Genomic DNA, 26575 nt, shown 5'->3' on the forward strand with positions numbered 1-26575 from the left:
TGTCAGGCACCGCTCAAAACACCGCCTTGCGATGAAATAAAAAGCTCTCGAGAAGCAAGGTGCCGAGCAGACCCCAGATCAGGAATCGCGGCCAATTGCTCACACCGCCAGAGCCCTTGAGCTTGGGCAGAGAACCGGTCACGGCATCCTTGGATCGAGCTGGCAAATTGGTTTCTTGAGCTGAGGCCAGCAGACTGGTTCCCACACGGCCATCGGCGGTTTGCCAAGCGCCAAGCCGATGAATGGGTAGCAGCCCCGCAGGAATGGATTCGGAAGTCTCCGTGAACTGCACGCCATCCCATTCGGTCCACTGGACCAAGCCGGTTTCTTCCAGCAAATCCCCAGGGTGCAGCACCGTCAGCCCCAAGGTCGAGCTGCGCTCCTCAGCGGCCCAATAAAGAGCATTCCCCAGCATCAGGGGAAAGGCAGGCAGAAGTGCCAATTGCTCGGATCGCGACGGGGAAAAAGCCGACACCACCACTCGCTGGCCATTCACCTCTCCGGCAGCGAGCACGGGCTCTGCTCCCGCCATCCACAGAGGTTCAAACGAGGTCTCCAGATTCAGAAGTGAAGTTTGGGTGACGGCTAGGCGCGTGGGCGACACACGATACAGCACGGGATGATCTGGCATCACACTGCGCACGCTGTCATGCGGCAACCCCAGGCCAGGCAGCGGCTTTAGCTTGATCGGCCCTGCGCTTTTCACCGGGTTGAGAGCAATCACAGGGCGCTCCGTCGGCCATGTGTCGGGCAACCAGTGCTCAAAGACATAGACATCCGGCTGATCCTTCATGGGCCAAGAAGATGGCGTGCCGCGCAGCATCTCGATGCGCCCCGCCTCAATCATCGAGGTCAAAGCCAGTTCGGTAAACGGATCAGGCTTCTCAGCCACCCACGCCACCACCAGTGGGCGAGCCTTCGGCAGAGGTGCCGCCACGGCATCATCCCAGCCGAGTTGATCACCTGGAGTCTTCAGACGGATTTCCACCCGCTGACCACGAATCCCCTCCAATGGCAACATGAGCGCACTTGCCTCACCGGGCTTCAGCTCCAGTTCACGGAGTTGCGCTAAACGTCCCGCGACTGTGATCTCCATCGTCGTTGTGACCACCGCAGGATTAGCGGTCGCCGCAGACACCTTCAGGAAGCCCTCATAACGGTCATGCGAGAGCGGTGCCTGTCGGATCTGAAAGCTGGTGATGCCGACATTCACCACCTCAGGCAAAGCGACATTGATGAACTCATAGTTAAGCCCTTCGGTATCGGACCACGCGGTATCCCCCACATGCCAGACCTGGGTTTCCTTTTCCAGAGCAGCCAATCGTCGCACGACCGTGACGGCTTCATCCGCATGCTCTTCCATCGGTTGCGGCTGGATCTCTGCCAATAACCTCAGGCACTCTCGGCGATTCCGGTTTCGTGAAAGCACCACCTGGGCCTTGGCATCGTAAGCCACCAGAGAGATCACCACCTGCTCAGGCAACTGCCTCAGCCGCTGAGCCATGACCTTCTGCGCCTCCTCCACCCGCGTCTGTCCTGCCCCATCTTGAGCATCCATGGAAGCGGAGCGATCCACCACGACAATGACCGCACCAGGGGAATCCGCATCCCCCTGCTCTACCGGACGCGATAGAGCCAGCACCGCCAGCAGGACCACCAACAATGTCAGCGCTAACGACAGCCACTTCTTCACCTTGCGGAGCCAAGCCGACTCCTGATGCTCGCGAGATAACGAGCGGAAAAAGAGTAACGTGGACACCGGAACCCGCCGCGCCTTCTTGCGAAAGAGATACAACGCCAGCGGGATCAACGCGAGCCAAGCCAGATGCAGCAGTTGGGGAGAAAGGAAGTGCATGGGTCAGATCAAACTCCTTTTTACACTCCACCCGCCAAGGCCGACCCATGGTTCAACAGATCGAGGAACCGATCTTCAAACGGTTCCTCGGCACCACACTGCACGAAATCTATGCGATGACTGGCACATTCCCGGGCTAGCTCATCACAAAAAGCATCGAAGGTCTCCACGTAGCGTTGCACGTCGCGTCGAGTTAGCCAGAAACGTCGCCGTTCTCCAGTCTCGACCTCTGCCAGTTCCACTTCTCCTTCCAGACTGGGCTGCCGCTCCTCGGGATGCAAGATCTGAACAAAGTGACATTCCCCAGGCCAAGCCGCGGCGCGCTTCACCGCCTCTGAAGCCGTGTTTACATCTCGTCCAAAGAAGTCAGAAATCACAAAGATCACCCCATAGCGCTGCCGCGTGGGGCGAAACTCGGTAAAACTCCGCTCCAGGTCCGTGAGTCCGCCATATTGCAAGCGGGTAGCCGCCTGGATCACCTTATCGATGTTTCCCTGTCCTCGCAAAGGAGGCAGCTGCTGATGGACCGTATCCCCGATGGAATAAAAGCTCACCCGCTGCTGCCCCGCGAGGCCCAGGTAAGCCAGAGCCACCGCAAAACGCAGAGCCTGCCTCCTCTTCTCGCCATAAGGCTCTGCCATGGAGCCGCTCGTATCCACCAGGATGTGCAGATTCAGCTCCTGCGTCTCTTCATAAAGCCGCACGAAGAGCTTATCGAGCCGTGCATACAAGCGCCAATCAATGGCCCGATAATCCTCACGGGGCGTGTAGTGGCGGTAATCCTTGAACTCTCGGGTGAAACCCGTAGCCGGGGTCGATTGCGCTCCTCTACGGCTTAGCATCCGCCGCTTGCGGAGACGAACGGCCAAAGACCGTAACCGATCCAGAAACACCGCATCAAACAGATCATCGCGGGCGAGAGTTTCAGGGGTCATGGAGAGTGCTTTATAGCTTTGGCTGGGCCGTGTTCAATCAAATACCAGTCCCCCGCAGCCCCCGACTCAAAGGCTGCGACATAAAGATAATATTTAGCAGGTGATAATCCACGATCAGAAATACGAATGAAATGGGGGTATTCTAGGGCTTTCTCCTTTCCAATCGGCATTGTTGCGGTAGGGGCAAGGACTCCTCCCCCCAACCCGCTGGTGCCCCTCCGCCATGTACAAACGCCTCTGGAAACTTTTCCCTCTCGTCCTCTTCGCTCTGACGGCGAGAACTGCGACCGCTCAGCTCTATTGGGATGTGAATGGAACCACCGTTTACTCCGGGAATGCAGGTGGTCTTTGGGATGGTGCGTTCTGGAGTTCCGATGTGAATGGTCTTGCGACTCCCTCAGGTTATGTTGCCAATAGCTTCGTGAACTTTGCCGCCGGCACGGATGGTCTCGGCACCTACACGGTCACGCTACCTGGTAACCAGACGGTCTCGGGTATTAACTTTCTCAGCGGACATGTCACCATCGCTCCGGAGACGACCTCTCCCATTGCCAGCGTGCAGATCCTGACTCTGAGTGGCACGGCTCCCACAGTCAATGTCCAGAACATGGACTCCACGATCAGTTCCCGAGTCACTTCGAGCGGTCTGACGAAAACCGGTTATGGCAAGTTGTCCCTGAATTTCGGAGCCATTGCGTCCAGCGGCTATTTTATCTTCACCGGAGCACCCATCACCGTGAACTCCGGTACTTTAGAACTGACAGGCACTGGCGGCAGTGCTGACCAAATGACGACGAACGGCAGCATCGTCATCAACAATGGAGGCACCTTCCTCTGGGGAGGCAATGCCAACAACATCAGCAACAGCACCCGCTTCACGATCAATGTCGGCGGGACCATGATTGCCAAGATCAGCGACAACGTAGGCTCGATTGAAGGTGCGGGGCATCTATCCTTGCAAGGAGGCACGCTCAATCTGTCCCAGGGGTCTGCTAACACCACCTTTTCAGGTTTAATCACGGGTGGCGGAAACATCTATGCCTCCAGTGGCACGGGCATCCTCACCTTGGCGAATGCTAACACCTTCACGGGAGCCATCGGCAGCGTCAATACCAATACAAATACCGGAGGCATTCGACTCGCGCACAACCGAGCAGCTCAATACGCCACCCTCACGCTCAACAACTTCGACACGTCCAAGATCAACGTGAGCTTTGCTAGCGATATCGGCACCTTCGTTACCGGAGGTTTGACGGGCATCAGTAAACTCACGCTCGAAGATGTCTCGGGGGCACCCATTGACCTACAGGTCGGGAACAATGACGCCTCCACGACCTATCGCGGCTCCCTGAGTGGGTCCGGCGGCCTAACCAAAATTGGCATCGGCATCCTGACGCTCACCGGTGAATACTTGACGGTTACCAACACCACATCGAACACCGTCATCACGACCGCAGGCACAAGCTCACATACCTACACCGGTGACACGACCATCCTCTCCGGCACTCACACCAATGCAGGGATCAGCGGCAACAACAGCAGCAATAATCTCAGCACCCTGAAGCTGGACTTTAACGCCCAATCCACGTCCACCACCGTCAGCGGCAATACCTACACCATGGTGGGCACAGCCCCCACCAGCAACATCATCAGTTCCGCCAGTCGTCTTGTGCTCGGCGGCGGCAGACTCTGGGTGGCGGGCAACAATGCAGGAACAGCCGTCAGCCAGACCTTCAACAATACCCTCATCAAGTCGGGCCGTAACTTTGTCACGGTTACGCAAGGCAGCACGCCCGGCAATACGGTGGTGAACCTTGGAAACATCACCCGTGAGAACGCCGCAACCTTAGAGTTCTTCCTCCCCAATGGCGCAATCAGTCTGAGCAATGGTATCACCACCACCACACCGAATGATGCCAGCGGTATCCTCGGTGCTTGGGCCATCGTCGGCAGTGACTGGGCCATCAAGAATACGGCCGGAAACACCCTCGGCAATGTCGTCGCAGCCGGGTCTGAACTTTACACCGCTTACACCAGCGGCGACATCGTCAGCACGGGCACGACCAATCTCCTGATCAACAACACCGAGGCCACCATCAGCACCGGCGCTGGGGTTACGGACATCAACACGCTCATGCTGCGGGATGCGGGATCAGCGACCCCACGTCTCATTGATATCGGCAGTGGCGAGACCCTTCGCTTCGGTGCCAATGGCGGCCTTTGGAACCAAGGAAGCCTAGCCAACACACTCACCATCGGCAGCACCGTCAATGTCGGCAGTATCACCGCAGGTGGAGCAGATAACACCGATGGTGAACTGGTCATCAATCACTCGGGTAGCGGTGACATGACCCTTCGCTCCTCCATTCGCGACAATGGCACTGGCGTTGTCACGGTGATCCGGACAGGCAACAGCCCAGTCATCCTTTCAGGCACCAACTACCACACAGGTGGCACCATCTTCACCCAAGGCCGCACCCGGGCGGACAGCATCGGTGCCCTGAGCACAGGGTCAGTGACGGTTGTCGCTGGCGGTCAACTTTGGGTCAATGCCTCCGGTGTTTTTAACAATGACTTCTACCTCGCTGGCACGGGTTATGGTGAAGGCACCATCCCTGGAGCTATCCGCATGCGTGGTGGAGAAACGCTCGGCACTTCAGCCAAAACCATCACGCTAACCGGTGACACCCGCCTCGGTGCCGTGAACAGTTCATCGCCGAGCACCCTGGCAGGCAAGATCACGGGTGACTATGCTCTGGACCTCGCGGGAGGTGCCGGTGGCACCAACATCATCGTGCTCAGCCACACCGGCAACGACTTCACCGGCAATCTCTCCATCAACACCAACCTCAACAGTACCTCCGCCTTCAATCTCAGCGCTTTGGTCACTGTGCGGTTAGGCGCTTCCGAGGTCATTCCCCATGGCTTAGGGAAAGGCAATGTCATCATCTCAGGCGGCACGGGCACCGTCTCCACCAACAGCGCCACATTGGACCTCTTCGGTTTTAATGAGACCATCAACAGCCTGATCTCCTATGGCAATCATGCCAATGTCTTCGTGACGAACAGCAAGGCGTCCACCACTTCGACCCTGACCTTGGGAGGCAACGATAACAGCACCTCCACAAGCACTTCGGCCACTTACAACACCTTCTACGGTGGCACGCTTCAAGATGGGGCTGGCGTCCTTGCCCTCACCAAGATTGGCAAAGGCACTCAAACCTTGAGTGGCACGAGCACCTATTCAGGAGCCACCTTGATCCAAGAAGGCACGCTGCAAACTGGAGCCGCTAATGCCTTATCCCCAAACTCCGATATCACCATCAGCGAAGGCAGTTCAAACATCCTCTCGCTGAGCAACGGCCTCGCGGATTACTCGCAAACCATCAAGTCCCTCTCCGGCGGTGGCGTGGTGATTCTCGGCACGGTCGCTGCCGCCGATACAGCCGCCGCTCCTGGGGTTCGTCTCACCACAGGCAGCACGGCCGACACCCTCTATTCGGGTTTGATCGTCGGTGGGGGCGGGCTGGTCAAACAAGGCAGCGGACGCTTCACCCTCACAGGGCCCAACACCTATGTCGGCACCACCACTGTGAATGCGGGCAACCTCCAAATCGGCGTGGCGGGTGTGGGGCAAAGCGGCAGTGGCGCTGTAGATATCACGAGCAGTGGTACCCTTTCTGGCACCGGCACCGTTCGTGGAGCTACCACGGTTTCCGGTCTCCTCAGCCCAGGCGACAATGGCGGCGCTTCTATTGGTCAACTGGTCTTTAGCGATCTCACCGCCAGCAGCCTCACCCTTTCCGGTGGCGGCAGCGCTTCGGCACCACGCCTCCTTTTCACCCTCAATGGCGCCACTGGCAACGTCTCCGACTTGACCGGTGGGATCACGAATCCCAGCCTGCTGGATGGCACCTTTGGTCAGCATGACGCGCTCGAAGTCCAAGGCACCCTCAACCTCACCAGCGGCAGCACCATCAAGATCGAATTGGCCGATGGCTACTCGCCGACTTTGGGGGACGTCTTCAACCTCATGGACTGGGGCACCATCTCGGGCACTCTCAATGCGGGCGGCTTCAACGCCGCCTCCGTCGGTGGCGACCTCGACCTGGAACTCAGCAACGACATGCTGACCAATGGCTGGATCTGGAACACCAGCCAGTTTTTGTCCTCTGGCATCATCTATGTCGCCGCTGTGCCTGAGCCTAGCCGGGTGACCTTCCTGCTCCTGGCCCTTGGCCTCCTCATCATGCGCCGCCGCCGGAATTAAGCCTTTCGCGATTTTGTAGATCCTTGATTTTCCATTGACTCCACGCGTGGCTTTGTGGACGAAGGGGGTTTCCCATCCATGGCTCGCAATTACACCCTGCACACGGCCACTGCCGCCGCGCCCCGCATTGATTATCAGGCGGAGCTGAATGAGCAGCAGTATGCCGCCGTCACCGCACCGCCAGGGCAGACCCTCGTCATCGCAGGAGCTGGTTCGGGCAAAACCCGCACGCTGACGTATCGCGTTGCCTGGTTGCTGGACAATGGCGTGCTGCCCGAGCAGATCCTGCTGCTGACCTTCACCAACAAAGCCGCCCGCGAGATGCTGGAGCGGGTCGCCTCCCTCGTCACGGCCGATACCACCCGTATGTGGGGCGGCACCTTCCACAGCATCGGGAATAAATTCCTGCGCTGGAATGCTGAGCGCCTGGGCTATCGCAAAGGCTTCTCCATCATGGATCGTGAGGATCAGAAGGACCTCATGGAAACCGTGATCAACAGCAGCGGCATCGACACCGCAGGCTTTAAGTTTCCTAAACCCGAGGTCATTGGCGACATCTTTTCTCTCGCCGATAACACCTGCACTTCGGTGGAAGAGATCTTGAAGACACGCTACCCTTACTTCGAGAAAATCGCGGAACAGATCGTGCGCATCCGCAAGCTCTACCAGGACAAAAAGGTGGAGACCAACTGCATGGACTTCGACGATCTGCTGACGCAATCCGTGCGTCTGCTCAAGGAGCATGAAGACCTGCGTGAGCGTTATCAGCGGCAGTTTGAGTTCGTCCTCGTCGATGAGTATCAGGACACCAACAGCCTCCAGTGCGAGTTCGTCGAAATGATCACCGGTCGCGATGGCAACCTCATGGTCGTTGGCGATGACGCCCAGTCCATCTACTCCTGGCGTGGGGCGGATGTGGGAAACATCCTGCAATTCCACGAATACTGGCCGCGAGCCACCGTGCATAAGATCGAGGTGAACTACCGTAGCGTGCCGGAGGTCCTCAGCCTCGCGAATGCCTCCATCGCCAACAACAAAAGCCAGATCCAAAAACAGCTCCAGCCCGCCCGCGAGGCCAAAGGCCAGCTCCCTGCCCTGGTGCCTCTGGACAGCGGCAGCGCCCAGGCCCAGTTCATTGCCCAGCGCATCCTCGAGCTTCAGGATGAAGGCACCGAGCTTAACGAGATCGCCATCCTCTACCGTGCTCATTTCCACAGCATGGAAATCCAGATGGAGCTGACGGCGCGGGGCATTCCTTTCCAGATCACCAGCGGCCTGCGCTTCTTTGAGCAAGCCCATGTCAAAGACGTGGCCGCCTTCATGAAGTTCGCCATCAACCGGCGGGATGAAGTCAGCTTCATGCGCATGGTCAAACTCATCCCTGGAGTCGGCGGAGCCAGTGCGCTGAAGCTGTGGAATGCCTGGCTGAAAACGGACGCCTCCCAGGCCGATGTGATGACCGGCAAATTCTCCGATCTGCTCATCCCCATGAGCGTGCCGAAGAAAGCTCGCGAGACCTGGGATCAATTCGCCTACACTCTGGATGAGCTCATCATCGATGGCGTGCCCCAGCCACCGCCCGCCATGATCCGCAGCATCTATGAGGGTGTGTATGAGGAATACATGAAGTCGAAATTCAAAAACGCCGAGCAGCGCCAGCAGGATCTGGAGCAGCTCAGCAACTACAGTTCTCGCTTCACCGATCCCCTGGAGTTCCTCAGTCAACTCTCCCTGCTCAGTGGTGTGGACACCGACAACAAACCCGATGCTCAGCCCGAGGATCGCGACGCCGTCACCCTCACCACCGCGCATCAGGCCAAAGGCCTGGAGTGGCACACCGTCTTCGCCGTCTGGATGGCCGATGGCATGTTTCCCCATGCCCGTGCCGTGGAGGAAAGCGATGCCGGTCTGGAGGAAGAACGCCGCCTCTTCTACGTCACCATCACCCGCGCCAAGGACGAGCTCTACCTCACCTACCCACTCATCAATCACCAAGCCCGCGATGGCGACATTCTCATGCGACCCAGCCGCTTCATCACCGAGCTGTCCATGGACCTCATGGAGAAATGGAACGTGAGAAGTGGGTGGTGACGCCACTTTGTCTTGGGCCAGAGCAGCACCTGTTGCCTCACTGGGAGTGGAGGCAGCTCGCCTCCACTCGTGCGCAACTCGATCTGATCCAGCCTCGGCCATGAAAAGTCAGGGGCGGGCCGCCCCGACTCCTTGGTGGCGCCACGCATCTTCGAATGATGCGGGCACTCCTGCCCGCAACTCCGGGCCTTGCCAAAACGTACCGATTTCTTCGTCTCCACCCAGGTCGTTAAGTTTTGTCGATAGCCTGAAACACGTTGTTGGTTAACCCTCATCCACCGACCGGATGAATTAACTGCCACAAAAGCAAGCGACAAGTCGTGCTAACAGCCCTGACTCTGATCAGAGGCTGTCTGAAAAGTCCCACGCAAAGAGCGTGACTTGCCAAAGTCACGGCTTGGGGAATGCCGCATTCTCCCGGTTCACCGCGTTCGACGGCACTTGGCAAGTGCCGCTCCTTGAAATGGGACGCACTGACAGGCTTTTTTCAGACAGCCTCTCAGGCGGCAAGTGGTCGGCATACTCCATATGCGGGATACCACGCCGAAGTCTAGTCAGGTCGGCATCCCCTCACATCCTGAAGTCTGCCCGATCCAACTCCCAGCCAAACCACCGCATCGTCATACGGATTGAGAGCGCCCTTCGGAGCCGCCGCCCTCGCACGCCTCCGGGAAGGAGCACTCGATGTGTAGCGCCTCTTTACGTGAGCAATTCTCTCTTACGCGGATCACTCACAATCCCTGCCCTTCACTCACGCCGCCCCATCGCACCAGATAGCCGTGGACACAGGGTCCCTGAGAACCGCATTCAAGAACATCCGCTCAAAGCAACCCCACCTTTGTCCTAATGAAATATTTGGAAAGCCTTAAAATATTGATACTGTATTGGACGATATCGATCACTATGATATCGATATTGTAGCACACTAATTACACTGTTCGGCCAAAGAAAACAGTCCACGCCCCCTACAACACCATGGAGCAGCGAGTCGAAGCACCAAATGATGAGGATTTAGCTCGCATTGAACGCCAGCGAGAATGGGTTCGAGGCCACTTCGAGCCTGCGAGTCAGCCACTCTATGAGGAGTATGATCAGAAGCTGCGCTTACTTGATGCAATCCTTCAGAACGGATGGATTGAGCCATCGGAGACTTGGAAGCTGCAAAGTCTTGGCATCACATTGGGTGACGCATTCGTTCAGCGGTGCGGCTTCGAGTGGGTCAGCGTCGAGGATGAGTATGGACGTGACCCGGCACTAAGGCTTCCTGGAACAACCATAATTCTCTATCCTCTGACCATGATCTCGAAGCGCGTTGAGAGGGGCGAGTCTGTTGATGTTTATTCTCTGATCGACGGAGTCGCCCAGAAAGCTGACGAGTTGAGAGCAAGTTTGCAGCAGCCAACATGAAGCTGCACCACGAACAACCAAGGCCGAACAAGGCGCGGCTGGACAACTGCTGGGGCTGCTCTGTCGGCCATGCTTCCGTAACTTTAACCCGCCTTCCTGTCTCGGAGCGCCACCCCGCCCCGGCGTTCGGCACAGCTTAGAAGTTAGGTCTCACCAGCACAATGATCAATCATATCCCTGAACGTAGCGCGCTGGTGATTCTGGCTGAGCAGGAGCCTTGCGACCTGCGCGTGGCGCTCAGGCGCTATCCCGTCAAGCAACTGACGATTTACGGCACCCCGGAGAATCTGAGCGCACTGAGCGATTATCCAGACATCGAGGAAGTCTCCCTACGCAAGTGCAGGATTGCCGATCTGCGGGCCTTGCGGGGTTTGTCCCGCCTGCGCCGGTTGGAGGTAGCTTTCGGGTCATTGTCGAGCGTGGACGTGGATTTTTGCAGCGGCACCTTGGAATCGTTCGCGCTCTGCCGACTGCGGCACCTCAAGGATCTGAGTACGTTGCCGTTTCTGCCGAAGCTCGAGTATCTGGAGCTGAGCCATCTCCATGGGTTTCGGCCCCCAGATTTCCTCTCGTTCTCGAATGTCCGTCATCTGTCGATCTGGAACACGGATTGGTCCACGCTCGGCTGGATCGAGCATCTGCCGATGCTGGATGCGCTGCACATCTCGCAAAGCAAGATCGAGGATCAGGACTGGCGCCCGATTCTGCGGCTCAAGCGGCTGCGTTACCTCCACGGCATGAAGGATGTCTTCAAAAGCGCGGCGACCAAGGAATTCATGCGGCTCCGACCCGAAGTGCGAGTGGACAAGGGAATTCCCGCAGGCTTAGAAAGACATCCAGAGATGAAGTAATACCAGCGATTTTGGGAGCGGCCCCTTGGTGAGTGCCTAACAAGGCGATAGCGCCCCCACCGCAATAACCTACCTGATGCGTTTTTCCCGTTCGTTTTAGCAACGGCCTCAGCCTCCACCGAACTGCCCAAAGCTGGGGGGAAGTTTGCCTTGGGGGGTTTATGCTGGGGAGTCTGTTGGCTTGCGTCGTGCTGGTGTCGAGTTTGGTCCTACGCCGTCGCTCGGCTTGGTTCCTCCAGACGGCATGGGTTGCGATGATCTTGGCTTCGGGCGCATTGGCCTTTGCAGCTCATGCTTATCAGATCGATTACACCCGATTTCATGATGAGGAGGATGCGGGTTCCTCTCAACGATTCGTGGGCAAATCAGCAGGCCCCCATCAACGGCCCACTAAGATCCTGTGCCAGCCGTGGTAAAAGGCAGAAGGCTATCCACGATTGGCATTGCGTAGGCCAGCAAACACAGCCAATCTCTTAGTCCTAACGATCTAACTTTACCACAATTTCACCCAAGCCGAACATCCATTTTAATGCGCGCCTGTTTCATTTTTTCGATCGTTTGCTTACTGAGTCTGGCTCTTTGCCAATGCACGACCAGCCGATTCAAAGGTGGTGCTTATCAGAGTGCAGACCGCAAGCTTACCTGCCGACTACCCTCGCATAACACTGCCTGGACGATGAAAAAAGAAAGTGGACCCGGTAGCCAAGCGGTGACTTGGTGGGACGATTTCACGGGGGAACTCTACAAAGTCGAGATCCTTGATGCCTCCATGCTGCCTTCCGAGTTTTTGGCCTTACCCAAGCGTGAGCAGATGATGACCAATCTAACGATCGTTTTAAATAACCTCCGATCCGTTTCCGCGCAGTCTCGCCTGATCAGCCAGCGATACCTGGCGGATATCCAAGGAGGTGCGTCTTACGGCTTTTATAATGCCCCAGGAACCTCTCCCATTGTGACAACCCGAGGTACGCCTAACGGCCCCTATCATTCTTCTCGGGCCAATGTCACCCGGGCCGTCATGAGCTTTCGTTCCCAACGCCATCTCGTGATCGTCACCCACATCAACGAACACTTGGGTGCCATCATCAATCCTGAAGCTCCCATCTCCTTCGTAAAAAATGAGGAGCAAAGCCTGCCCAAATTACTTGCATTCGTTCGCTCCATTCAACTGTCTGACTGACGAATGTAAGAGGCCTAACTATGAAGACCGTGTGCCGCAACATCTGCATCATCCTTGGTGGACCCCCAGAGGCCTTGAAGAATCGCCTTGATCGTGTGACGCCCTTCCCAAGCAGCCGGAATGTGCAGATTCATTTGGGAGAAAGAGGCTCCGACTTGATCCTTCTGATCCATGGGTGGACCACTTGAATCTAGCCCGACCAACTCGACCTCGGGTAATTTTCTCGAAGAGCGATATCGCTTCGCCCCCGCCTTTCCAGCTGCCAGTCCTTCCCCATCCGAGCGTTAGTCCTCGTCAGGCCTCTCATGAACGAACCATCACCATCCAAACCCAAAGTGCCCGTAGGGTCGCTCCTTCTCATTGTATGCATGTATGTTCCTTGGTTGTTCCACTTCTTTGGTCCACGCACACTTGCCAACGACGATGCGGGATTGGAATTTCCATTTAGCATCATCATCGCCTTTCTGACTCTCGGATATCTGGTTCTCATCATTGTCTTACCGATTCGTCTTTACCGGCACCGAACGGCATCCCTCGCACATAGAGTCGCCTTTTATGCTGTCATCGGCATCTTCGTCTTGTTTGGCTTTTCCTTTTTTTGGAGTTTCCTAACTTCCTCATTCGCTAGTACCCCTGCACCTAACCATTGATCTCTCTCAATGAGACCTCCATCAGAACCTCATGATGATTTTCAGTGACATCGATAAGCCCCTTTTCCAACGGCCATGCATGCCATCCAATCCTCAACAGAAAAGTTAAGCCATGGATACTAGGCCATCACTTTTCCAGCTCTTCGTGGGGACGGTTATATACAAGATGCCGTATCGCGAATCTCGACGATGTCTGGATCTGATCGCCAACCACGGCCTTCCGATCACCTATCTGGAACTTTCGGCCCATCACCTCGCTGGCGGTCGAATCGGCTCTTGGATCGAGGGCTTGATCTATGCACAAAATCACGGGATCAAAATGAGCGTCACGAATGCAGCCGCACGCGATTTGATCGAAGTCTATGGCTCCAAGCTCACCTTGCTTAACCATATTCAGGCGTTTGAGCGGCTCGGTGTTAAAGATTTGGATTCTGCACCGCTCGATCTCGATAAGATCAAGGAGGTCTAATTAGACGCCATCAGTTGCGATGCCGCATTTTTGCAAACTTTCAAGATCAGTGGCGTCCGTCTTCCGTGTACATCTTCCCGTGAACCCCATCCTTTCCACTTGGCAGCCCTTCCTCATCCATGCGATGGGATGAGGCATCATGAGATCGAAAGGCCTAGGACATCGTCAACCACGCATCATCAGCGGTCAGGAAGTGACCCCACGCAAGAGCATGGGGCAGAACTTCCTGGTGGATGAGGAGATCGCGCGTTGGATCGCGGATCAGATCGAGCCGGATAACGCGGGCTTCGTGGTGGAGCCGGGACCGGGTCTGGGGGCGATGACACAACATCTGGTGGGTCGTCCGCAGAAGCTGCTGCTGATCGAGAAGGACAATCAACTGGCCCCGGAGTTGGTGAAGAAATACGGCCCGCAGGGGGTGGAGGTGCAGCATGCGGATGCCACCCAGGTGGATCTGCGTGAGTGGTATCGCCATGGCGATGTGCGGGTGATCGGGAACTTGCCGTATTCGGTGGGCGGGGAGATTTTGAAGCACATGCTGACGCCGCCGACACCGGTGAAGAGCGCGGTCTTCATGCTGCAAAAGGAGGTGTGCCAGCGGCTGGCTGCCAAGCTGGGAGAGGATTCTTACGGGGGGCTCTCGGTGCTGGTCCAGCGGGACTGGGATGTGGAGCTGCTGCGCATCATCCCGCCGGAAGCGTTTAACCCGAAACCGAAGGTGGACAGCGCCATCGTGCGGATGACGCCGCGCGATCCACGGACGCTGCCGGTGTATGATCGCAAGCTGTTCGAAAAACTGGTGCGGATGGGTTTCAGCCAGCGGCGCAAGCAGCTCAAGAATCTGCTGCCCCCTGCTCCCGGCAGTTGGGAGGGCTTAACGGAGTCGCTGGGCATGCCCGTGACGATGCGGGCGGAGGAACTGTCTGTGCTGCAATGGGTAAACCTAGCCCGCTGGTATGAGGAGCGCCAAACGGCGGATGCTGGGCAAAAGGCGAGCGAGATCTTTGACGTGGTGAATGAGCGTAATGAGGTGATCGGCCAAAAGACGCGCGGCGAGGTGCATGCGCAGGGTCTGCTGCACCGAGCGGTGCACGTGTTTCTGATCAACAAGCGTGGCGATGTCTTCCTGCAAATGCGCTCGCACCTGAAGGATGTGTCCCCTTTGAAATGGGACAGCAGCGCAGCGGGGCATCTGGATGTGGGCGAAAGTTATGCCGCCTGTGCCATCCGCGAGGTGCATGAAGAGGTGGGGATCGAGATCACCGGAACCGAACTGGCCGCGCAACTACCCGCCGGTGAGCATACTGACCATGAATTTGTGGAACTGCACATCGCCCGCCACAACGGCCCGGTGCGCTGCCTGCCCGAGGAGGTGCCCTATGGCGAGTGGTTCAGCCCCGAACAGATCACCGCCTGGGTGACCAAGCGGCCGCAGGACTTTGCCAAAGGCTTCGTGACCTGCTGGAAGGCGTATGTGAAGTGAGGGGGCTATGAAGTAGTAAGCTTTTACGAGGCTCCGACAGCCTCAAGGTCGCACGACTTCGCGTCCCAGACAAACCTCTCTCGTCTGAGGCAAGGTAAGCATCTTTTCGAGCCATCCTCTTCTTAACATCAACTCTCACAGAGTTCACTGGACAAACCCGCTCGCCCCAGGCTTCATCATGGATATGGAACGTCTCTGCATCCACACCATCACCACCAAGCATTGGACCACGGAAGAATGCATCACTCGCTATTCAGCGGCAGGCGTGACGGGGATTACTTTTTGGCGTTACAACCTTGAGGGTCGAGATGTGACTGCGGTAGGCCGTCGTGCGCGGGAAGCTGGGATGAAGGTGGTGAGTCTGTGCCGGGGTGGTTTTTTCCCCAGCAAAACCGCGGAAGGACGCCAAAAAGCCCTGGATGATAACCGCCGGTGCATTGAGCAGGCTCGAGAGCTGGAAGCGCCGATGATCGTCCTGGTGTGTGGTGCGGTGCCTGGGCAATCGCTGGAGGAATCACGAAAACAGATTACGGACGGGATCGCCGCCGTGCTGCCCGAGGCAGAAGCGGCGGGGGTGAAGCTGGCCATCGAACCCCTGCACCCGATGTATGCCGACGACCGCAGCGCGGTGAATACCATGCGCCAGGCCAATGACATCTGCGATGCGTTAGGCTCGCCTGAGAATGTGGGCATCGCAGCGGATGTGTATCACATCTGGTGGGACCCGGAGCTGAAGCATCAGATCGAATTCACGTCCGCACAGAAGCGCCTGTTTGCCTTTCATATCTGTGACTGGAAGACCCCCACGGCCGATCTCCTGAATGATCGGGGACTCATGGGAGAGGGCTGCATCCCCATCCGTCAGATCTCCGATTGGGTGGATGCCACGGGTTTTACCGGGCATCGTGAGGTGGAGATTTTTTCCAATCTCTACTGGGCCATGGATCAGGCAGAGTATCTGAAAAAGATCAAGGAAGCGTATCGCCATCTTTACGTGTGATTGGCTCCGCTGACGACGTTGAAGGGGGATGCAAGCACGACGATTCCTTCTCGCTTTGGGTCTCACCGGTCTGCTGCTGAGCAGCCAAACGGTACAGGCCCGCCCGCTGAATGTGGTCTTTATCTTAGCTGATGATCTCGGCTGGGGGGAAGTGGGCTGTTTTGGCCAAGAGAAGATTCCAACCCCAAATCTGGATGCCTTGGCGGCTGAAGGCACACGTTTGACCCAGCACTACTCCGGCGCGCCGGTTTGTGCCCCTTCCCGCTGTGTGCTCATGACGGGCAAGCATCTGGGGCATGCGGAGATTCGGGGAAATCTACAGGCGAAGAAGCATTTCCCGCAATTCAACGAAGGTCAGCACCCGATTTCTGAAAAGGCCCTGACCATGGCCCAGGTCTTCCAAAAAGCAGGGTATGCCACAGGAGCGATGGGCAAATGGGGACTCGGCCCCGTGGGCAGCACGGGCGAGCCTAACAAAAAGGGCTTTGACCTCTTTTTTGGCTACAACTGCCAAGCCGTCGCCCACAGCTACTATCCGCCCTATCTCTGGCGAAACCGTGAGCAAATCACCATCAATACCCACCCCATTCCCGGCCATGCCAAGCAGCCCGAAGGCGATGTAAAGATGGAAGACTGGATCGGCGAAACCTATGCACCGAAGCTGATGATCCAGGAGGCGGAGAAGTTCATCCAAGATCAGGCGGAGAAGCCTTTCTTTCTCTACCTCGCTTTTATCGAGCCGCATGTCTCCATGCATCCCCCCAAAGCTTCCGTGGAGAAGTTTCCTGCCGAATGGGATACCGAGCCCTACCGAGGTGAAAACGGCTACGTGCCGCATCCTCGTCCACATGCCGGTTATGCAGCCATGATCTCAGATCTGGATGGCTATGTGGGACGCGTGATGGCCGCCCTGAAAAAGGCTGGCGTGGCGGATGAAACCTTGGTCATTTTCACCAGTGACAACGGTGCCACACATGCGCGTTCGCCCAAGTCCCCTTTCCATGTCGGTGGGGCAGATCCTAAATTCTTCCACAGCACGGCGGATCTTCGTGGCTACAAAGGTAGCGTCTATGAAGGCGGCATCCGAGTGCCGACCATTGCTCGTCTGCCAGGGAAGATCCCTTCTGGAGCTAGCAATGACACCGCAGGCTTCTTTGCCGACTGGTTCCCCACGCTTTGTGAGGCCACAGGTGTTGCCGCCCCCACAGGATTGGATGGCCAGAGTCTCTGGCCTGCGCTGACTCAAGGCAAGAAGCAGGAGCGCACGCAACCGCTGCTTTGGGTCTTTCCCGAGTATAATGGTCAAGTGGCCGTGCGGATGGGAGATTACAAAGCCGTGCGTCAAAATCTAAAAACCAAGAAGCCCGGTTCCTGGGAGCTGTATGACCTCTCCCAAGACCGGGCTGAAGCCCATGACATCGCAGCGGCCCACCCCGACTTCATCCAGAAAGCGGAGACCATCCTGAAGCAGGAAGTCAGTGAAAACTCCACCTTCCCACTCGTCATCCCCGGAGTCACTGGAGAGTAAAGATCTTGTTTCAATCCGCCAGTGACCACACCTGCACATCATCCACCTCAGCGCTTTTATTGACGGCCAACGTGATCATGCGCTTGGTGGGATGCGCAATACCTTCCGACTTGAATTGGCCGATCTCCAGGCCATCCAGCGTAAAGCGCATCACGTCCCCTTGCACAACGATGAGCATCTCATGCCAAGCCTCGGGGTCCATCTTCAAAGGGAACCCTGCGGATTTGCTCTTCAGCAATTGAGCGAGTTCAGGTGAGTTACCCTCCTTTTCCCGGCGCTCCTTAATCTTCAGATCCATCGCTCCGGTCTTCGAGTCCCGGAGCGTCACATTCTTCGAAGTCACCTGAGCCACGCAAAGATGGCCCGCATGCACGGTCTTGCATTCTCGATCCACAAAATCCACGCCTAGGTCTCCCTCAGTGCCCAGCTTAAACTTCAGCTTCACCGCACCATCACGAAAAGCTACGTCGTGGAAGATGGCTACACCGTGATTCGCCACGGGAAGCCGAGTCACCACCATGTGGCCTTCATTCAAGTCCACCTGCTTTTGTCCCTGCGCACGCCAAGCACTGTTGGTCGTCCAGCCGTTGCCGATGTCTTCCTTATCCGGGGTCGCTTCATCGCGCTCAAAGTCATCGCTGAATAGCAGACGACCTTGTTTCTGCACCAAAGCCTCATCGGCAGAGGCAGCCCAAGCAGCGGAAGACAGCAGGGAGAGAAAGAGAAGAGGACGAATCATAGGCCGCTGAAACGTCGTTCAGAGGACCAGCTATCAGGCGGAATGAAAGGGCGGTTGCATCAGTCTCCCCCACCCTTCTTGCCCTTCCCTCCCAACTCCGTGGCTCGTGCAGGATCATAATCAGGATTTGGCACCGGCATCTGCGCCTGGACTCTCTCACGCCACTCCGCCAAGGCAGCGCGCAGTTCGGCCGCTTTCTCCGGCAGTTTCTCAGCCAGATTGGTGCTCTCGCTCAGATCTGTCGCCAGGTCATAAAGCTCGACGTGCTGATCTTCATAAAACTCAATGAGCTTCATATCTCCCTGACGAATGGCACTGGCAGGCGTGCTGTGATGGTAATGAGGCAGATGCCAATACAGCGTATCACGAGCAATCTTGGCCTTCGGATCGCGCAAAAGAGCCGCTAAGCTCACGCCATCTTGCGGCTGCTGCATCGGTGTCTGCACGCCGCCGAGTTCACTGAACGTGGGGTAAACATCCAGGGTGATCGCCGGTGTGGGGCACTCACTGCCTGCAGGCACCCGACCCGGCCAACGCGCAATCGCGGGAATGCGAATGCCCCCTTCATACAGCGTGCCTTTCTCTCCATGCAACGGAGCATTGGAAGTCACCACACGCCCGCTTTGTTCATGCGCAAGCCCACCATTATCGGATAGGAACAGAATGAATGTCTTTTCACTCAGCCCCGCTTGATCCACAGCCTGCATGATGCGGCCCACACTCTGGTCCAACTCTTCCAACAATCCCGCATAAATAGGATTGCTGGGATACCCCGGCATGGGTGGGCGCTGCTCATATTTCTTTTGCAACTCGGGTGTCGTGGAGAGCTGGATGTGCACCGCATAATGAGACACCTGGAGAACAAAGGGCTTGGTCTTATGAGCTTCGATGAAAGCCACTGCTTTATCCGTGAGAAACTCGGCCGTGCGTTTCGGCTCCGCTAATCCCGTAACAGACGGCGGCTGTGTATGCCCCTGACACTCCAGAGCATCCTGCCAGCCTTGATCCGCCGGGCCGAATCCCTGCTTACCCAGATGCCACTTGCCGTAATAACCCGAAGCATAACCAGAAGTGCGGAGTCTCTCAGCGTAGGTCTCCACCTCCAAGGGTAGTTGCAGAGGCACCACGGGATCTTTGAGCTTCGCATACGGTCGCCGATGTCCAGGGATGTGCTGCGTGATGCCAAACCTAGCCTGGTCCTGACCACTTTGCAGATTGGCCCGAGTCGGCGAACAGACGGGACCTGCATAGAACTGGGTGAAGCGCATGCCTTCGCGAGCCAGTCGATCAATGTTCGGTGTTTGATTGAAGGTATTGCCATAACACCCTAGATCTGCCCAGCCGAGATCATCGGCCAGGATGACGATAAAACTCGGCAGATCTGGAGCCGCCCGCAGTGAGCTTGCTCCCGTGAGAGCGACGATCAAAAAACAAAGAAGCGCCTTCATGGTGGTGCCTCTTCGAACGTGCTTTCGCTGCCCACATTTCGGCAAAAGCTCTGCGGATCTGTTTTAGTTACCGCTCGGGTTCAAGTGTTTGACCAGGAACTCCATTCTCGCACGCGATCCCTGAAGGGTCTCCGCTGCGCTGTGGCCTGTGTCGACGAGAGGCAAGTAGTCGAAAGGCTTTTGAGCCTCTTGCAGTGCCTTCACGACTTCATAGGTGCTGGCGGGGTCCACATTGGAGTCCATCTCACCCACAATCAAGAGTAGAGGTCCAACGAGCTTAGCCGCATCGACCTTATTGGAACTGCGTTCATAACTCTCATCCACCGGCCAGCCCATCCACTGCTCGTTCCACCAGATCTTGTCCATGCGATTGTCATGACAGCCACAGTCTGCCACAGCCACCTTGTAAAAAGCCGAGTGGTCTAACAAGGCCCGCATCGCGCTCTGCCCCCCCGCACTGCCTCCGTAGATGCCGATGCGATTCAGATCCATCCACGGGCGCTCCTTTGCCGCCGCTTGGATCCAAGCGATGCGATCTGGAAAGCCTGCGTCCTTGAGATTCTTCCAGGCAACATCGTGGAATTTTTTACCGCGATGATTGGTCCCCATGCCGTCTGACTGCACGACGATGAATCCCATCTCGGCCATCTGCTTTTGACGACCAAAGACACCGAACTCATGAGGAGCAAAAGAACCATGAGGACCCGCATAGACCTGCTCGACCACCGGATAGCTTTTGGCGGGGTCAAAGTGTGAGGGCTTAAAGATGACGCCATGAATGATCGTCTGGCCATCACGTCCAGGTGCGGAAAAGCGGTCCGGCATCTGCCAGCCGGTGCTGAGCAATGCGGAGATATCAGCTTTTTCCAAAACGCAAATCAGAGCCCCATCCGTGCTGCGGCGTAATTCTGTGACCGGCGGTGAATTGACCCGGGACCAGGTATCGAGGAAATAGCTGTGATCCGGGGAAAACTGAATGCGATGGTTACCATCGGCCGATGTCAGGAGGGTCAATCCTTTGCCGTCCAGATTCACACGACACAGGTGTTGATGATAAGGGGCTTCATTGGCACGGCCGCCTGCCATCATGAACCAGATCTGGCGCTTCGTTTCATCCACATGCAGCACCTCACGCACCACCCAGGCCCCTTGAGTGATGGGATTCTTCGGACGCCCCATGCGAGCATCATAAAGATCCAGGTGACACCATCCCGTGCGTTCACTCATCCAGATAAGCTCTCCCGTAGCGAGCCAGTGACGCCATGTCTTCTGGGTGTAATCGATGAAGGTCGGGCTCTTCTCCTGGACCACCACTCTCACCGCGCCAGTTCGGGCCTGAATACTCAAGATCTGGTAGAGTTGGTGGCCGCGTTGGTTGTAATCAAAACTGACTTCCTGACTATCCGGCGTCCAGCGGAAATCAAAGTGATGTTTCTGAATGAAGGGATTCGGAAACAGAGTCCGATCCACTTGAACCACCTGAGGCGTTCCGTTGCCGACATGCACAATCCAGGGTTGCGGCTTGGGGAGCTCATCTCCCGGCTTGACGTAATCGATGACTTTCGTCTTCGGCTTCTCCGTATTCCCCGAGTGAGGGCTGACCAAGGTGATCTGCCGTTTTGACACGCGTTCCGCGACACACACCGCGAACTTGGCGGAATCGGGTGCCCAATGAATGCCTTCAATGACGGGCTTAGTGATGTCTGCAGGAGTCGCCACGGTGTCAGTCTTACCCGTGGCGATCTCAGTCACCTGCAATTGATCTGACTTCACCTCAGCCAGCCAACGACCATCTGGAGATGGCGCTCGGCCGACCCCGGATTTCCCTCTCGCATTGATTTCCTCCGCCACGCGCGAGTAGCCATCGATCAGTACATCCAGTTCCTGAGTTTTTGACACCACCACCGCCACCAAGTTCTGCTTGGGGTCATCGAGTCTCCAAACATGTCCGACCGAGGTGTTCTGACTGAGGGCGTCTCCCGGTTTAATCAGCCCGTAGTCCTTGGCGCGGCCTGTGGTGTCGATCCAGAAGAGCTGGACGGGATCCTTCCATTGATTGCGGAAGGTGATTCGGGTGGCCGGTCCATTGCGCGAAGATTGGGGTGCCTCATCACTCAGACTGGTCTTGACGGTCAGCACCGTGGGAATGCCCAGCGAAGCCAAGTCCGCTCCGACCTTCCGCTTTCCCGTGGTCGCATCAATGAGGACGACCTCAGTCGCCTGAGGGCCGGTTCTTACACGATACCAAAACTGCTGCTCAGATAGCCATACCGGCCTGATTTCATCCCGATATATTTTGTTATTCCAAGCTTTATCAACGACCAGCGCCTCGTCGACGGTCACCGCGTGAAGTGAGGCGCAAAAGAGGGTCAGTGTACATAGCCAAGCTTTCATGAAGAGATTCACTCTTCAACGCATCACCTGCCCTTTTATTGGTGCTTTTTCAATCCCGCTCGCCATTCATCGAAACACCACATCCACGCCCATGGCGCTCTTAGAGGCGAATCCGGGGATCCAATGTGGACGTCGAGCAGCAATCACACGATAGATCAAAGACAACGCACTCAGAATGATCAGCCGATCCACCATGCGATAGCCGCGCTGCCGACGCATGAGAAACTGCACCGCCCAACCCAGATGCCGCGGATTCAGCAGCAGTGGTTTAAAGTCCGTCTTGACCCGATAACGTGCTCGCAGTCCTCGCTTATTGTATTTGGCTTTGTAGGCTTGTTTCGCCGCGGCAATGCGCTCCTCGATCTCCACGGCGTCATCGGCAAAGTAGTATTCCCGCGCCAACGCCAGCAGCTGGAAGGTATCGTGCATGTAGTCGATATCCGCCACAGGCACACCAGCTCGCTCAGCCAGACCTTTCATTCGGGCCAGATTATCCATGCAGCGCTGAGCACTGCGCAGGGCACCATCCGCATCCCGCACAAAGTAACGCAACAGTTTGCGAATGCTGTGACTGACAAAAATGTTTCCCCAATAAACCGTCAGCACCGGCGGGATACGTACTCGTCGGAAGAACAACTTCTGCTGAGCAAACTCCTCCACATACAAGAGCTCACGTACACATTCGTCGGAGAGCCGCAGCAGTTCCAGCAGCGCATCCGCATCACCGAGGCGACGCTCCTTGGCAAAAGATCTCACCGCATCCTCGACCAAAACCCCTTCCTTCACCACGCGGATCGTGACGTAGGTATTGAGATCGTTCCACAGGGCCTCAGGATCAATGAACGCCAAACGGCGAAATGGCACCCAGCCTCCGGTTTGACACCACACCATACAGCCAATCACATTCTGAGCCTGTTTCAGCTCCCGAGCATAACGCTCATACAACCAACCGACGAAGCTGGGATACTCTCCACAGCCTTCATACTCACGGCGAGTTTGCAGTTCGACAATCTTGGCCAGCGGCGTTCGGAAGAAGTTTCGGTTCAGAGGTAAATAGCGGAAGAAGTCCGTCTCCCCATACTTCATGGAGACCACTAGGTTCGGGCTGGTGATTCCCTTGAAGGTTTCCGCGAAGGTATCCCGATGCCACATCAGATCTCCAATCGGATACGCCCCCACCGTCCAGGTGCGGAAGATCAAACGCTTCCCATGCTTTTCAAAAACGGGTAACAAACTTTGCAACATCTCCCGAGCATCGGCTGGAGTTTTGATCACGAGCTGACTGCGGAAATCATCATGCACGTCCTTTCCATCAGACTCGCCGATACGCACGATCACACCCGCCACATCAGGAAAATCCATCAGGAACTGATCCAGCAGCCCGACCAGATAGTCATTCACTTTCATCTGCTCCAGAGCTAACCTCTTCAGCAGTCCCGGCGTCGCGGAGAAGACATCCATCGTCACATGCACCGCCAGTCCGGCCCGGGCCAACACTTGAAAGCAATTCCGCATTTCCGAGCGATAACGAGCGATACGCCGCCTCACCTCGGGCTCGATCCAGGCATGGTCGGCCAAATGCGCCACATCATCGATAGACGCCGCATTGAATCCCCAACTCACTGCCTGCCGTGCAATCACATTCAGTTCCCGGCACACCGTCTCCCACCATGCGCCTCCTTGCCTCCCCGCATAATCCCAAGGGATTTTCGACCAGTTGATCACACGGCGATCATAGCCGCGGAAAAAGGGTCCAATGGTATCAATGAGGAGCAGGTCGGTCACAGCCTCTGCTCCATCCAGATTACCGGTTCCCGCAAGACCATCCGTGTGACGATTTGTTCACCCTGTGACTACAGATAAAGTGACCGCATTCCGAGCCAATACCTCAACGAACTTAAAATTTTCAGCTTTCCCATGCCCTCATTTCCGCTTTGCTTCCCCTTTCTTCATGTCCGTTTCCCTCACTCGCATCCTCACGCACCCCGGTGGCAGTCACAAAGACGAACTTCTTGCCTGTAGTCTCCTGACCGCCGTCCACCGAGTGCCCATTGAGCGACGCGAGCCGACCGAAGCCGATCTGGCCGATCCCACTATCGCTGTCGTCGATGTAGGCGGTGAGCATGCCCCGGAGCGGCATAACTTCGATCACCATCAGTTCCCCGCCGATCACCCGCCCATCTGCGCCCTCAGCCTCGTGCTCCAGCATCTCGGCGTCTATGAAGACGCCCGCCAGTTCTGCGATTGGCTGGAGCCCGCCGAGTGGTTCGATACCCGCGGCCCCAACACCACCGCCAAGTGGCTCGGTATCGGCCGCGATGCCCTCAGCCGCCTCTCCTCCCCCATCGACATCACTCTCCTCCGCCGTTTCGCTCAAGCCCGTCTCCTCCAGCCCGGCGAGCCCCTCTGGGAAATCCTCACCTACATCGGCCAAGACCTCCTCGATTACCTGCGCGATCTCCGCAGCCGGCTCGACTTCATCGCCCAAAACGCCACTTTCTGGTCGCTCCCGGGCAGCGATCTCAAAGTCCTCTTCCTTCCCCGCACCGATCCCCTGCCCGACGATCCCTCTGCCGGCATCGGTCGTTATTTGGAAAGCATCGGCAAGAGCGACACCGTCGCAGCCCTCGTCTATCCCGACCGCCGAGGGGCCGGTTACGGCCTCACCCGCCACAACGACTCCCCCCTCTACGACTTCACCCGCATCAGCACCCAGCCCGACGTCCACTTCGCCCACGCTCGCGGCTTCGTCGCCAAAACCTCCGCGGTTGATCAAAGTCGTCTTCGAGAGCTTCTGCACCTGAGCCTTTTCGACGGCTAAGTCATTCCGCGTGCCTTGAAGCGGCCTCTTTGGAATTTTTCCCTGCGGGTAGGTCAAGCAAAAGGGGATCGAAGTAGTGGTGCCAGAGTCGTTGAAAGTTGGGTCTGTCGGAACCAGGTCACATGCATATTACCAAGCGCTTCATCAAACTGCCATCAGTGTAGAATTCGCTTCGGTAGTAGAAATGGTTTATTCAGGCTAGCCTTGCCAAGTCACCAAAATCGCGATTACTGAATCACTCGCTTTCGATTTGTGACCACCCGCCCTGCCAGCCGTTTAACCCTTGCGCTGCTCTTCTTTTGCACCTGTTTACCCATGGGCATGTGGAACGTGCCGCTAGCCAATATCTACACGGCTTATGGGAAGGGACATCTGGTGCCTTGGGTATTGGCGACGACGGCGATTGCTGCCTTCATCGCCCCGCTTTTTGTCGGAGCTTTAGCAGATCAAAAGACCTCCCCGACTCTGTTGCTTCGCTGGCTGGCATTGGCCACTTCTGCAACCCTCGGCTTGACGTGCCTCTCACTCGCCAAGGGCTGGAGTGATGGCATGGTGCTGCTCTGCGCCCAGATTCAGGCCCTTGTGGCGACTCCCGTATGGAGCATTGCCAACAGCATTATTTTCTCTCAGCTTCATACGCCCACTAAACAATTCGGCCCTTTGAGAGCCTGTGCAACCCTGGGGTGGATGGCGGGCTGCTGGATTGTGAGTCTGGTGCTGCATGCGGATGCTTCTTTGACGGCCGGTTATGCGGCCTCGATGTTCTGGCTGCTTGTCATGGGCCTGTCCTGGATGCTCCCGGTGATTCAGCCTGGCGATGTCCAGGAGAAACGCAGCTTCAAGCAGATTCTAGGACTTGATGCGCTGGATATCCTCAAGCACCGAGATCACCGAGTCGTCTTCATCACCGCAGCACTCTACAGCATCCCGCTGGCAGCATTCTATCCTTATACAGCCAAGCATCTGCGGGATCTCGGCGTCGAAAATATCTCGGCGGCTATCTCGCTGGCCCAAGTCTCCGAAATCCTGACGATGCTACTGCTGGCAGGCGTACTGGCTCGATTTCGTCTCAAGTGGGTCTTCCTAGCCGGCATTGCCATCTGCACTTTTCGTTACGGCCTGAACGCTTTGAACACTCAAAGTTGGGTGCTTCTGGGCACTTCGCTTCATGGCTTCGCTTATACGCTGTATTTCATCACGACGCAGATCTATTTGGAGGACCGCATCGAGCATCGCTTGCGGGCTCGATCACAAGCCTTGCTCTATCTATTGATGAGCGGCGTCGGCAACCTCATCGGCTACCTCGGAGGTGGTTGGTGGCATAGCTTTTGCACCGTCTCCGGGCAGACAAACTGGAATCAATTTTGGTTAGGCGAAACCATTCTCACAGCGGCTGTGTGCCTATCTTTTGCAGTTACTTACCGTGGAGCCAGAGGATGTAAGTAATTGGCTTG

General features: G+C 56.7%; 17 protein-coding genes. 11 read left to right on the forward strand and 6 right to left on the reverse strand.

From position 1 onward, the window contains the following. Positions 1-13: 13 nt before the first annotated feature. Both B5D61_RS15615 and B5D61_RS15620 read right to left on the reverse strand, forming a co-directional pair. On the reverse strand, positions 14-1855 hold the full coding sequence (locus B5D61_RS15615; RefSeq protein WP_078814341.1) for a VWA domain-containing protein: 1842 nt from the start codon (positions 1853-1855) through the stop codon (positions 14-16). Positions 1856-1875: 20 nt separating this feature from the next. After that, on the reverse strand, positions 1876-2790 hold the full coding sequence (locus B5D61_RS15620) for a DUF58 domain-containing protein (RefSeq protein ID WP_078814342.1): 915 nt from the start codon (positions 2788-2790) through the stop codon (positions 1876-1878). 223 nt (positions 2791-3013) lie between these two features. Between B5D61_RS15620 and B5D61_RS15625 the strand changes: the two genes are divergently transcribed. From B5D61_RS15625 to B5D61_RS15675, 9 genes are all read left to right on the forward strand, one after another. After that, positions 3014-7060: a beta strand repeat-containing protein gene (locus tag B5D61_RS15625; protein WP_078814343.1), complete on the forward strand. Its 4047-nt coding sequence runs from the start codon at positions 3014-3016 to the stop codon at positions 7058-7060. 78 nt (positions 7061-7138) lie between these two features. Continuing rightward, positions 7139-9151: an ATP-dependent helicase gene (locus B5D61_RS15630; protein WP_078814344.1), complete on the forward strand. Its 2013-nt coding sequence runs from the start codon at positions 7139-7141 to the stop codon at positions 9149-9151. A 975-nt stretch (positions 9152-10126) separates the two neighbouring features. Continuing rightward, positions 10127-10558: a DUF3806 domain-containing protein gene (locus B5D61_RS15635; RefSeq protein WP_078814345.1), complete on the forward strand. Its 432-nt coding sequence runs from the start codon at positions 10127-10129 to the stop codon at positions 10556-10558. A 161-nt stretch (positions 10559-10719) separates the two neighbouring features. Continuing rightward, a complete protein-coding gene (locus B5D61_RS15640; protein ID WP_078814346.1) occupies positions 10720-11409 on the forward strand; it encodes a leucine-rich repeat domain-containing protein in 690 nt (229 codons plus the stop codon). Positions 11410-12085: 676 nt separating this feature from the next. Continuing rightward, positions 12086-12589, forward strand: a complete 504-nt coding sequence (locus B5D61_RS15650) for a hypothetical protein (RefSeq protein WP_139373293.1) — start codon at positions 12086-12088, stop codon at positions 12587-12589. Between the two features lie 762 nt (positions 12590-13351). Beyond that, positions 13352-13708, forward strand: coding sequence for a hypothetical protein (locus B5D61_RS15660; RefSeq protein WP_139373294.1), 357 nt, complete (start codon positions 13352-13354; stop codon positions 13706-13708). A 139-nt stretch (positions 13709-13847) separates the two neighbouring features. Continuing rightward, positions 13848-15191, forward strand: a complete 1344-nt coding sequence (gene rsmA, locus B5D61_RS26830) for a 16S rRNA (adenine(1518)-N(6)/adenine(1519)-N(6))-dimethyltransferase RsmA (protein ID WP_078814351.1) — start codon at positions 13848-13850, stop codon at positions 15189-15191. A 178-nt stretch (positions 15192-15369) separates the two neighbouring features. Next, entirely contained in the window at positions 15370-16191 is an 822-nt protein-coding gene (locus tag B5D61_RS15670) for a sugar phosphate isomerase/epimerase family protein (protein WP_078814352.1), read from the forward strand. A 28-nt stretch (positions 16192-16219) separates the two neighbouring features. Further along, positions 16220-17719 carry an arylsulfatase gene (locus tag B5D61_RS15675; RefSeq protein WP_078814353.1) on the forward strand — a complete coding sequence of 500 codons (1500 nt, stop codon included), beginning with the start codon at positions 16220-16222 and terminating at the stop codon, positions 17717-17719. Between the two features lie 10 nt (positions 17720-17729). Here the strand turns inward: B5D61_RS15675 and B5D61_RS15680 are convergent, their stop codons facing one another. From B5D61_RS15680 to B5D61_RS15695, 4 genes are all read right to left on the reverse strand, one after another. Further along, positions 17730-18458 (reverse strand): 3-keto-alpha-glucoside-1,2-lyase-like domain-containing protein, encoded by a 729-nt coding sequence (locus B5D61_RS15680; RefSeq protein WP_078814354.1) that lies wholly within the window; start codon positions 18456-18458, stop codon positions 17730-17732. 59 nt (positions 18459-18517) lie between these two features. Then, positions 18518-19906, reverse strand: coding sequence for a sulfatase (locus B5D61_RS15685; protein ID WP_078814355.1), 1389 nt, complete (start codon positions 19904-19906; stop codon positions 18518-18520). Positions 19907-19969: 63 nt separating this feature from the next. Beyond that, complete coding sequence (locus B5D61_RS15690) at positions 19970-22300, reverse strand: prolyl oligopeptidase family serine peptidase (protein ID WP_078814402.1); 2331 nt, start codon at positions 22298-22300, stop codon at positions 19970-19972. A gap of 66 nt (positions 22301-22366) precedes the next feature. After that, positions 22367-24085, reverse strand: a complete 1719-nt coding sequence (locus B5D61_RS15695; RefSeq protein WP_078814356.1) for a hypothetical protein — start codon at positions 24083-24085, stop codon at positions 22367-22369. Between the two features lie 166 nt (positions 24086-24251). Between B5D61_RS15695 and B5D61_RS15700 the strand changes: the two genes are divergently transcribed. Both B5D61_RS15700 and B5D61_RS15705 read left to right on the forward strand, forming a co-directional pair. Further along, positions 24252-25121, forward strand: coding sequence for an MYG1 family protein (locus B5D61_RS15700; RefSeq protein WP_078814357.1), 870 nt, complete (start codon positions 24252-24254; stop codon positions 25119-25121). Positions 25122-25373: 252 nt separating this feature from the next. Continuing rightward, positions 25374-26567: an MFS transporter gene (locus B5D61_RS15705; RefSeq protein WP_078814358.1), complete on the forward strand. Its 1194-nt coding sequence runs from the start codon at positions 25374-25376 to the stop codon at positions 26565-26567. The last annotated feature ends 8 nt before the right edge of the window (positions 26568-26575 follow it).

This window comes from Prosthecobacter debontii (genome assembly GCF_900167535.1).
Lineage (GTDB): Bacteria > Verrucomicrobiota > Verrucomicrobiia > Verrucomicrobiales > Verrucomicrobiaceae > Prosthecobacter > Prosthecobacter debontii.

Coding starts and splice junctions, on each gene's coding strand:
- B5D61_RS15615 (WP_078814341.1), bottom strand. CDS start 1,855: ATGCACTTCCTTTCTCCCCAACTGCTGCATCTGGCTTGGCTCGCGTTG.
- B5D61_RS15620 (WP_078814342.1), bottom strand. CDS start 2,790: ATGACCCCTGAAACTCTCGCCCGCGATGATCTGTTTGATGCGGTGTTT.
- B5D61_RS15625 (WP_078814343.1), top strand. CDS start 3,014: ATGTACAAACGCCTCTGGAAACTTTTCCCTCTCGTCCTCTTCGCTCTG.
- B5D61_RS15630 (WP_078814344.1), top strand. CDS start 7,139: ATGGCTCGCAATTACACCCTGCACACGGCCACTGCCGCCGCGCCCCGC.
- B5D61_RS15635 (WP_078814345.1), top strand. CDS start 10,127: ATGGAGCAGCGAGTCGAAGCACCAAATGATGAGGATTTAGCTCGCATT.
- B5D61_RS15640 (WP_078814346.1), top strand. CDS start 10,720: ATGATCAATCATATCCCTGAACGTAGCGCGCTGGTGATTCTGGCTGAG.
- B5D61_RS15650 (WP_139373293.1), top strand. CDS start 12,086: ATGAAAAAAGAAAGTGGACCCGGTAGCCAAGCGGTGACTTGGTGGGAC.
- B5D61_RS15660 (WP_139373294.1), top strand. CDS start 13,352: ATGGATACTAGGCCATCACTTTTCCAGCTCTTCGTGGGGACGGTTATA.
- rsmA (WP_078814351.1), top strand. CDS start 13,848: ATGAGATCGAAAGGCCTAGGACATCGTCAACCACGCATCATCAGCGGT.
- B5D61_RS15670 (WP_078814352.1), top strand. CDS start 15,370: ATGGATATGGAACGTCTCTGCATCCACACCATCACCACCAAGCATTGG.
- B5D61_RS15675 (WP_078814353.1), top strand. CDS start 16,220: ATGCAAGCACGACGATTCCTTCTCGCTTTGGGTCTCACCGGTCTGCTG.
- B5D61_RS15680 (WP_078814354.1), bottom strand. CDS start 18,458: ATGATTCGTCCTCTTCTCTTTCTCTCCCTGCTGTCTTCCGCTGCTTGG.
- B5D61_RS15685 (WP_078814355.1), bottom strand. CDS start 19,906: ATGAAGGCGCTTCTTTGTTTTTTGATCGTCGCTCTCACGGGAGCAAGC.
- B5D61_RS15690 (WP_078814402.1), bottom strand. CDS start 22,300: ATGAAAGCTTGGCTATGTACACTGACCCTCTTTTGCGCCTCACTTCAC.
- B5D61_RS15700 (WP_078814357.1), top strand. CDS start 24,252: ATGTCCGTTTCCCTCACTCGCATCCTCACGCACCCCGGTGGCAGTCAC.